Origin of the sequence: Siphonobacter aquaeclarae (assembly GCF_900103285.1) — a bacterium.
Lineage (GTDB): Bacteria > Bacteroidota > Bacteroidia > Cytophagales > Spirosomataceae > Siphonobacter > Siphonobacter aquaeclarae.
This window is the reverse complement of the sequence record NZ_FNGS01000010.1, coordinates 229,694-235,960: the sequence shown is the minus strand read 5'-3', so window position 1 is coordinate 235,960 and position 6,267 is coordinate 229,694. Positions and strand designations below refer to the sequence as shown.

The window sequence follows — 6,267 nt, the reverse complement described above, 5'->3', positions numbered from 1 at the left end:
AGTTGCAGGTTTCGGGCTTCGGCATTCGCAATGGTGATAACGTGTCCGTTTTTGATCACGACGTCGTCGCAAACCGACGGTACCCGCCCGCAGCTCCAGGTCGTTTTGACCTGCCAGCTTCCCGATGCCACGCTCTCGCATTTATCCCTGGAAACAACAATATCGTCGATCCGAAGCTGATCCCTCGACCCCGACGTGCCTATGCCCGTGTAATAATACTGCCACAGTAATTGTACGTAAGGCTGGTTGAGCAACGCCGCCGGCAGCGCCACCGGGCCGAAGGTCTGGCTATGGCCGGCAGTAGTATTCCGGACGTATTCGACGGGATTACCGCCGCCGTCGGTCAGGTCCTGAAACGGGCCGGTATCTCCGATCCGGTAGCGCAGGCGGATGCGGTACTGCCGGCTGTTGGGCGTGACTGTCCCGCCGGTCCACTGCACAAAGGCCTGGTTGAGCCCGAGCGTCCGCAGGGCCAGCAGCGCACCTCCCAGGCGGCTCGGTACATACCCCGGATTGGTATTGTCGTTGCCGGTATTGATAAAGGCGATTCCGTTACTACCCAGGCCGTTGATGCGGGTGCGGGAGGAGTAGTTGTAGGCGCCTTTAACCGTATCGGCAGGAACCGCAGTAAGGCCCGGATCGTCCTGATTCATCGAGACAAACTGCATATTGGGCGGATAGGTACCGGCCGGCGCGGCAGCATCCCAGCTCTGGAAACGGTAGTCGCACAGGACCAGGTTATAGGCCGGCGGCTTGCTGTTGAAGGCCGAGTCGACGACGAAAACGGCCAGCAGGGTGCGGTCGGCAGTAAGCGATGCCAGCGTCAGCGTCGTATCTGTCGTCAATATCGTTGCTCCGTCTTTCCAGTGTTGAAATTTGTAGCCGCGATTGGGTTTGGCGACCACCGTTACCGGCACGCCCTGAAAGTAGATACCGGTCCACGGGTATGGATTGGCGGGTACACCGGGAGTAGCAGGCAGTACATCGATGGTATTGACTTTGACATATCCCTGAGCCGCGTCGGAGACATTGACGGTCAGGTTTCGGTTGGAGGACAGCCCGAACTTGCTGCGGATGTGATTGCGGACGTTAGCCGGCCGTTGCTGAAGAAACGTCGTAACGGCGTTGGTATTCGTCTGCCACGACGTATAGCTGGCATTGCCGGGCCAGCGGCTGAAGTGCTCGGGCATATCAGGCTGGTAAACAGCCTTTTGTGCGTTAAAGAGGGTAGTCGTACGGGTAGTATGAAAAGCTGTATTGAGCAGGTCGGCAAACCGGTTGATGAAGTAGTTTCTGAATGCCGGGATATCCAGCATCCGCCGGAGAAAACGGGTATAGTCCGGATACGTACCGGAGCTCGTCGCCCATTCCAGCGTATTGAATGTCGCGTCATTGACCATACTCAGGCAGTAATCCATGTCTTTGAGAGCCCAGCGCCACCGCCCATCCCCAAAACCGGCCTGTGGATTATAGGCTATGCGCTTCCGCCACATAACCAGGTTATTCTGAGGCCAGTCGGTATTTCCCCCGAAAATCTCCACGATCTGATAATCCGCGAAACAGTCGGTATCCATCAGGGTTTTCAGGTAATTCAGGTCAGGAGAGCCGGTTGCCTGGAAATAGTTGCGGAGCAGGTTATACTGATCGGCGGTTCCTTCATCCACATCGACGCCATGGCTGATCGTGACCATATCCAGGGAATCGGCGGGTACGCCATGCACCCGTTCAAAAAAGTATTTATCATACCGCTCCATCAGCGTGTGAACTCCCCAGTACTCTCCGTTGAGGTATACCGCGGCGGGCTCGTGTGCCTGGCTCGTAAGCCGGAGGTGCGCCGCCATTTTTTGCATCACATCATCGATCAGAATGGTATACCGGAAATCGTTCCCGCCGTTCCGCAGGACGAGCCGTTTATAGGCCAGAGAAGCCGGCCGGCTATCGAAAAACGGGTAGCTGAAATCGGAGCTGCTGTACAGGCGAAGGCTTTTCCGGTAAACGGAGCTCGTGCAGCCTCCGTGAATCCGCACGCCGACGGACTGGCCGATTACCGGCAATTTTCCGACGAAAAACTCCGCATTTCCCGAACGTTCCCAGGCTTCTCCGTCCTGCGCAAAATTCCCGGGCATACATAGTTCACCGGTGGGGAAGCTCGGATTGGCCGCCCGGAAATCGTCAAATACCTTTCCCGCCGTGTAAATGCCTGTATTATAATGAAATAACGATTTCTCCGGCAGACTGATGGCAACAACCGGCAGCCGGAAGCGGGCCGTGTCCGGGGTAATAAAGTAGGTCTTCGTTACGATGTCGCTGGAAACAGTACCGGGTTTATAGGTCCGCGCCCGCACGACTGTTGCCTTGAATACCGAAGAAGACGGAAAGTAAAAGGTTGGATTCTGATGAATAGTGGAGGATTTGACCGAGACTTTATTGGGCGACGATGACCTGTCTGCTACCGAAAGCGGCGTTGTATATTTCCAGCTGCGGAATGTTTCATTCAGCAACGGTCCGGAAGACTGTCCCGGATTTTCTGCATAGCTGTTTTTGTATTGAAAGGTTGTTCCGCCCACATTCGCGGAATCCGGCTCCGAACCATCCAGGGTATAATAGATCGTCGCTCCATTTTCCGGGGAAGACAGGGTAAGACTGAACCCTCCGGTATAAAATCCAGCCTCTTTGGAAAAAAGCGGCGCCCCGGCGAGGCCCGGATACCCGGCAGAGATCTGGTTTCCCGCCCCCGGCGTTGCAGTCGGAAAGTACACCCAGGTATTGCTCCCGTTGGTTTGCCGACCGTAGGAAATATCCGGTCGCTGCGGGCCGAAGGTAACGCCATCGATCAGGGTAGTGCCGTCAGAAGCGTACAGCCTGATGGTCTCCCCGTCTGCGGAAAGCTTAAACCCGACGTGCGTCACACCACGTTGCGGGGCCTCGCTGGCCCATATCAGGATGAAACCATTGGCCGGGACGATGGTCTGAGCCGACCCGGTCGGGAAACGGTATTTCGTCGGTCGTGAAGCATCGTCTGTGACATAATACCCTCCGATATTGACGGAAAAAGCATTGGGATTGTAGATCTCAAACCAGTCTTCCTCCGCCCCGGTAGCGTCGCTGACGGTGCGGCTGTTGGAAGCCATGATTTCGTTGATATACACTTGTTGGGAGATTGCCGTACCCGGACCGGCGCCAAGCCAGATAAGGCAGAACATACGAAACGCTTTCATGTATATTGGTGCGGATCAAAGACCCAAACTACCAAATATTAATTACCAACTGTCAAGCAAACGCCAGGGAGTTAGCGAACGGCAGGAACCGGTTAATCAGCAGGCTGCATTTTCCATTTTTCCGGCGGGTGTTCCCGAAAATCAGAACATCGACAACTGATCATTTTTCGGAAGAAATACCGGTAGTTTCAACCGCATCTTCAGCGTATCATTCAGTTGCTCGATCCAGTAGCGGGCCAGCTCGGGAGCGTCGATGGTTGAATGGCAGTGAATAAACAGGTATAGCTTTTCCAGCCCCTTGTCGCGCCAGACGCGGATGCGCTGAACCCATTCGTCGGCGCGGGTATAATCCGTCGGGTGCAGGTCATTTCCCAAAAAACGAATCATCGCGGTCGGCATCGTCAGGCTCATATGCGCAGCATCGCGGCGGCCCGGCACATCGGTAATCACCAGGCCGTGGCCCCGCTCGCGGAGCACTTCGCAGGTCCGGTTCCAGATTTTCGGCTCAAACCACCCCGGGTGCCGGAGTTCCACCGCCACGGTAAACGGCAGCCTGTCCAGGTATTGCAGCAGCGACTTGCCCTTTTGCGGATTGAACCCCGGCCCCATTTGCAGAAATGGCATACCCAGGTATTCGCCCAGTTTGAGCATCTGCCCGCAGAAATCGCGGGTAATATCCTCTGAATTAAGCAGTTCCAGCTTATGGCTGATGATTTGGGGGAATTTCGGGCAATAGGTAAAACCGGGCGTCGCGGCCTCGCGCCAGGCGGCGATCGTCGCATCCGTCGGAATCGCGTAATGCGTTACATTGAGCTCTAGTGTATTAAACTGCCGGGTATAGTGTTCGAGCGCTTCTCCCTCTTTCATGGAATAGGGATAGATTTTGCCTACCCAGCTGTCTTCCTTCCAGCTCGGACAGCCGGTCAGTATCTGCAGGTCTCCGGCAGGTGTACCGGAAAGTACATCGTCGTTGGCCGGATGATCGGCCGGCAGGCTGAAATCCACTTTGTCCAGCTCTTCCCGCGGGACTACGCCGAATCGCATCATACCCTTATTCCTCCTCCTCCCCCAGCACGCGCCAGATCAGGTCTGCTTCATAGCCTTTTCCCATGGCAAAACGGGCGAGTTTCTGTCGCCGTTTCCAGGGATCGGATTCGTTAAGGGAGGCTGCTTTTTTGTCGAGCAGGCTTTTCAGGGTACGGGCATATTCATCGGCGTCTATTTCGGCGATACCCGATTTCCGTTCGGCGTCGGCGATACCCTTGCGCCGCATTTCCTGTTCGATCCGGATCTTTCCCCATTGCCGGGTACGGAACTTACCGCCGGCGAAGCTCCGCGCAAAACGGTCGTCACTCAGGTATCCATCGGCCTGGAGGCGGGCGATGATCTCGTCCGCATCTTCCTCCGATACCTCCCAGGCATGGAGTTTATCCCGGACTTCCCGTACGGTACGTTCCTGGTATGCGCAAAAATGAGCGGCCTGTCTCAGTGCGTCTGCGTTCATGGCTACTGGATTTTCGGTGGAAAGATACGACCTTGAAGCCGCTTCCCGAAGATTCCCCGTCGATGGGAACCTATCCGCGGGAAAACGCTTTTCCGGAAGAGATACCTTCCCCTGTTTTATGCTTCTTCAACTCTACCGATCTGCTTACCGGGGACTCTCCCATTCCATCTGGCTGCTGGCGATTGTGATGTTCATCAACCGCTCCGGCGCGATGGTGATTCCCTTTCTCGGCGTATACCTGACCCAGGCGTTGCATTTCAGCATCGACCAGGCCGGGATCATCATGGCGCTCTTCGGCGTCGGGTCGATTGCCGGAACGATGCTCGGCGGCCGCCTGATCGACCGCATCGGCTCCTATTCCGTAATGTGGATCAGCCTGATGCTCGGCGGGCTGATGTTTCTCGTCGTCGGGCAGCTGCGTACCTTTTCACAGCTCTGCATCGGTACGTTTACGCTGGGTATGATGGCGGAGGCATTCCGGCCGGCTGTGACGGCGGCGGTTGCGCTTTACAGCACCGCCGAGAACCGCACGCGCTCGTATTCCCTTAACCGACTGGCGATTAACCTCGGCTGGTCTCTCGGTCCGGCTATCGGCGGGTGGCTCGCTTCCCGGGATTATTCCCTGCTGTTTTGGGTGGATGGTTTGACGTGCCTCGGCGCCAGCTTGGTACTCCGGCTGACACTTCCGAAACCCAAAGCTCCCGAAACGGCCTCCCAACGGGTCAAAACGGCTGGGGATTCGGCGTACCACGACCACACCTACCTCGTATTCATCCTTTTCGTCACCTTCTTCGCCATCACGTTTTTCCAGCTGTTCTCGACGGTACCGGTGTATTACAAGGAAGTGTACCACCTGTCCGAAAACCAGATCGGCAACCTCATGGCGCTCAACGGCGTGATCATCGTCGTGATCGAAATGGTACTTGTCCACCAATTGGAAAACCGGGTTCCGGGGCTCTTGCTGATGGCAGTCGGGACATTCCTCGTAGCCGTTTCCTATTTCATTTTCAATGTATTTTTCGGGATACAGTGGCTCATCATTTCCATGATCGTCGCCACGTTTGCGGAAATGCTGGCCATGCCGTTCATGAATACCTTTGCCATCCAGCGCTCGCAACCGCATAACCGGGGGCAATACACTGCCCTGTATACGGTAGCCTGGTCTATCGCCCAGATTTCGGCGCCGCTGATCGGAACGCAGTTCATCAGCCGGTTCAGTTTTGCCTCGGCCTGGTGGTTGATGATTGCCTTTTCACTCTTTGCTACAACGGGTTTGTTGCTCCTTTTCCGCTTCCTGAAAAAAAAGGAATCTTTTTCTGGAAATTAGTGAGACTATTTTTCAACCCTGAAACTTTCGAGCCGGCTGCGTCGTTTTACTATCAATTCCGGAATTTCCGGTTTCGCTAGCGGTAAGGCCTTCTCAAAGGAGGCCTTATTTTTTTGTGCTTGCCGGAACGTTCCGGGGTATTTTTTCTACACTTCCCCACCCGGCATTTCGAAGGCATTTCTCCTTTCATTTGGTACAGGCTTTTTTGAGTGAAGGAA

Annotated in this window: 4 protein-coding genes; 1 reads left to right on the top strand and 3 read right to left on the bottom strand. The window is 55.4% G+C overall.

Annotated elements, in window-relative coordinates:
* From BLR09_RS22925 to BLR09_RS22915, 3 genes are all read right to left on the bottom strand, one after another.
* Positions 1 to 3,218 (bottom strand): CotH kinase family protein (locus BLR09_RS22925; RefSeq protein ID WP_093208177.1); only part of this gene is annotated, 3,218 nt, incomplete at its 3' end.
* 141 nt (positions 3,219 to 3,359) lie between these two features.
* Complete coding sequence (locus BLR09_RS22920; RefSeq protein ID WP_245690001.1) at positions 3,360 to 4,265, bottom strand: DUF72 domain-containing protein; 906 nt, start codon at positions 4,263 to 4,265, stop codon at positions 3,360 to 3,362.
* Between the two features lie 4 nt (positions 4,266 to 4,269).
* On the bottom strand, positions 4,270 to 4,722 hold the full coding sequence (locus BLR09_RS22915) for a regulatory protein RecX (RefSeq protein WP_093208176.1): 453 nt from the start codon (positions 4,720 to 4,722) through the stop codon (positions 4,270 to 4,272).
* A gap of 118 nt (positions 4,723 to 4,840) precedes the next feature.
* Between BLR09_RS22915 and BLR09_RS22910 the strand changes: the two genes are divergently transcribed.
* Positions 4,841 to 6,049 (top strand): MDR family MFS transporter, encoded by a 1,209-nt coding sequence (locus tag BLR09_RS22910; protein ID WP_093208175.1) that lies wholly within the window; start codon positions 4,841 to 4,843, stop codon positions 6,047 to 6,049.
* Positions 6,050 to 6,267 lie beyond the last annotated feature (218 nt).

Excerpts from the sequence above, each read along its gene's own strand:
- BLR09_RS22915 (WP_093208176.1), bottom strand. The coding sequence starts at position 4,722 with ATGAACGCAGACGCACTGAGACAGGCCGCTCATTTTTGCGCATACCAG.
- BLR09_RS22920 (WP_245690001.1), bottom strand. The coding sequence starts at position 4,265 with ATGATGCGATTCGGCGTAGTCCCGCGGGAAGAGCTGGACAAAGTGGAT.
- BLR09_RS22910 (WP_093208175.1), top strand. The coding sequence starts at position 4,841 with ATGCTTCTTCAACTCTACCGATCTGCTTACCGGGGACTCTCCCATTCC.